This window comes from Actinomadura meyerae (genome assembly GCF_900188445.1).
Classification (GTDB): Bacteria; Actinomycetota; Actinomycetes; order Streptosporangiales; family Streptosporangiaceae; genus Spirillospora; species Spirillospora meyerae.
The window spans coordinates 1-2168 of the sequence record NZ_FZOR01000106.1 but is presented as its reverse complement, the minus strand read 5'-3'; the positions used below and the strand labels follow the sequence as shown (position 1 = coordinate 2168).

Below are 2168 nucleotides of genomic sequence, written 5' to 3'. Positions count from 1 at the left end.
GTGTGGCAGGTCATGACCTCGCTCGTCCTGGAAGTCGACCGGATGGAGGCGATGCGGGCGGCGGGCGCCGAGCCGCACACGATGCGCGGGGCGCGCAGGGCCAGGAGGTGACCCGCGGGCGGGCCGCGCGGGACACCACGCAGGAGATCACGAGGCAAGGAACGGAGAAGGCATGGCAGAGCAGATGATCAGCATCGAGGAGATCGCCACCGTGCAGGGCCGCAAGCCCGCCCAGGTGCGCGAGGAGGCGCGCGGGCTGGGCATGTGGATCGGGGAGGACTGGGCGGGGCGCGAGGCCGTCACCGTCACCGACGCCCGCGCCCTGGTGTCGGGGGACGCGCGTCGGCGGGCCGAGCAGGGCGCCGCGTGGAAGGCGTTCCAGGGCGAGGTGAAGGCGTGGCAGGACGGCCGCGCCGCCGCCACCCAGGCCGCCGCCGACGAGGCCGAGCAGAAGATCAGGCGGACCCGGCGCCGGGTCGACATCTCGCTAGGCGAAGTCCAGGAGGCGCGGCGCCTCGCGCACCTGCACGCCGGGGCGCAGTGGGAGCGGCGGCACCCGCGGCCCCGGTGGAACGCAGAGCCCACCGTGCCGCTGGCCTACCTGACCGACGAGAGCGAAGAGGGGTCCGCCATGGCCGCGGTCAAGGGGAAGCTGCGCGGGCCGTCCAAGCCCGCCGAGCGTACGGAGGTGGCGTGATGGAACTCGGCAAGACCTACGCGGGCCTGATGCCCGGCAGCGAGGACGCGGGCACCGAGCGGGCGCTCTACCTCGCCGGGCTGGTCAGGGCGCACCTGCGCAAGCAGGGCGACGGGCGCGAGGTCCGGCCCCTGCTGCCCGGCATGGAGCCCGCCCGGTCCCAGGCCGCACAGCGGATGCGGATGATGGCCGGTGCGCCGCAGGCACCCGCGACCGGCGGCGGCGCGCACGTGCGCAGGATGCGGGAACTGCTGCTGGCCAACCGGCACGGACCGCAGTAGCCGAGCAGGCCGTGCCGCGCGTCCGGGTCTCACCGGTCCGACCGGCGCGCGGCACGGCCGCCGCAGTTTTTTGATCGGCCTTCCATGACCCATCCGACACAGTCATCTCTTCTCTCCCCGCTGCGGGAAAAAACGATCTGGAGCAGACATGATCACCGAAGCCGTTGAGCGGCTGATCTCCGACATGGGCGACCTCAGCGCCGAGCAGGCGGTGCATGCCGCCTCCGCTCGGCGGGTCGCGCGCGTGATGGACGGGACGGCGCCGGACGGGGCGGCGCCGATGTACGCGATGCCGGCCCTCGCCCGCGAGTTGCGCGCCTCCGTGGACGCGCTGACGGGTGCGGCGGTGCTCGGCCAGGGCGTGAGCGTGGCGAGGCTGAACGAGTTGCTGGAGGTGCTGTGACCCACGCGGCAAGGGTGCGTCAGGCGGCGGCGCGGCTGGTGTGGGCGTCGAACCCGCACAGCCTGTCTCTGGCCTCGACGGCGATCGAGCTGGGGAAGCTGATGGACGCCGGGTCGACGGCCGTTGCGTCCGCGCTGCGCTCGACGCTCGCCCACCTCGGCGAGTGCGGCCGGGAGCCTGACGGCCTGGACGAGATCCGGGCGCGAGCGTGCCGGAAGCGCCTGGACGCCTTCCGGCAACCATGACCGGCACAGACCACGGCCCCGGTACCCGCGCAGGTGACCGGGGCCGTGGCGTCTTCGGGGACTAGGTGTCCCGCTGCTCTCTGCTCTCGGCTCGCCGGCGCGCGGCGGCCGGGTCGGTGACGGCATCGGCGAGGAACGCCACGCGCTCGGCGTCCTCCCGCTCGCCCGCCCAGTAGGCGGACTCGGTGACGAGCGCGTCAAGCAGGGCCCCGTAGGCCGCGAGGCGGTGCATGAGGTCCGGGGGGACGTCAGCCATGGCCGCCTCCGACCGGCTCACCCTGGGCGTCCTCGCGGCGCCGTAGCTCGGCCTCGACCATGCGCGCGGCGAGGCGCTCGGCCGCGGTCACGATGCCCAACTTGACGTTCTCGGCGACCGTGAGGACTTCGAGCTCACCGAACGTGGACGCGGTGACGCGCAGGCGGCAGCCGAACTCGAGCTGTGCATTGGTCAGGCCGCCGCGCCGGTCCGCCGTCCAGGTGGGCGCCGTGTCGTGCCGCCGCACGGTCCAGCCGTCGAGCTGTGGTGTGTCCATCGGGGGTCC

General features: G+C 73.9%; 6 protein-coding genes. 4 read left to right on the top strand and 2 right to left on the bottom strand.

From position 1 onward, the window contains the following. Positions 1-172: 172 nt before the first annotated feature. The 4 genes from CHF16_RS39110 to CHF16_RS39095 all read left to right on the top strand — a co-directional run bounded on the left by CHF16_RS39110 (position 173) and on the right by CHF16_RS39095 (position 1626). Positions 173-697 carry a hypothetical protein gene (locus tag CHF16_RS39110; protein WP_089331231.1) on the top strand — a complete coding sequence of 175 codons (525 nt, stop codon included), beginning with the start codon at positions 173-175 and terminating at the stop codon, positions 695-697. Next, complete coding sequence (locus CHF16_RS39105) at positions 697-978, top strand: hypothetical protein (RefSeq protein ID WP_089331230.1); 282 nt, start codon at positions 697-699, stop codon at positions 976-978. The genes CHF16_RS39110 and CHF16_RS39105 overlap by 1 nt, the downstream gene beginning before the upstream one ends. Positions 979-1126: 148 nt before the next feature. Then, a complete protein-coding gene (locus CHF16_RS39100) occupies positions 1127-1381 on the top strand; it encodes a hypothetical protein (protein WP_089331229.1) in 255 nt (84 codons plus the stop codon). Beyond that, positions 1378-1626: a hypothetical protein gene (locus CHF16_RS39095; RefSeq protein WP_089331228.1), complete on the top strand. Its 249-nt coding sequence runs from the start codon at positions 1378-1380 to the stop codon at positions 1624-1626. Before CHF16_RS39100 ends, CHF16_RS39095 begins: the two co-directional genes overlap by 4 nt. A gap of 61 nt (positions 1627-1687) precedes the next feature. On the opposite strand, the gene CHF16_RS39090 is transcribed toward CHF16_RS39095, so the two are convergent. Further along, on the bottom strand, positions 1688-1882 hold the full coding sequence (locus CHF16_RS39090; protein ID WP_143228397.1) for a hypothetical protein: 195 nt from the start codon (positions 1880-1882) through the stop codon (positions 1688-1690). Next, positions 1875-2168: hypothetical protein (locus CHF16_RS40770; RefSeq protein ID WP_179271938.1), on the bottom strand; the 294-nt coding region annotated here is incomplete at its 5' end. The genes CHF16_RS39090 and CHF16_RS40770, both read right to left, overlap by 8 nt.

What these genes read in the sequence shown, in the direction of transcription:
- CHF16_RS39110 (WP_089331231.1), top strand. Translation starts at nt 173, where the DNA reads ATGGCAGAGCAGATGATCAGCATCGAGGAGATCGCCACCGTGCAGGGC.
- CHF16_RS39105 (WP_089331230.1), top strand. Translation starts at nt 697, where the DNA reads ATGGAACTCGGCAAGACCTACGCGGGCCTGATGCCCGGCAGCGAGGAC.
- CHF16_RS39100 (WP_089331229.1), top strand. Translation starts at nt 1,127, where the DNA reads ATGATCACCGAAGCCGTTGAGCGGCTGATCTCCGACATGGGCGACCTC.
- CHF16_RS39090 (WP_143228397.1), bottom strand. Translation starts at nt 1,882, where the DNA reads ATGGCTGACGTCCCCCCGGACCTCATGCACCGCCTCGCGGCCTACGGG.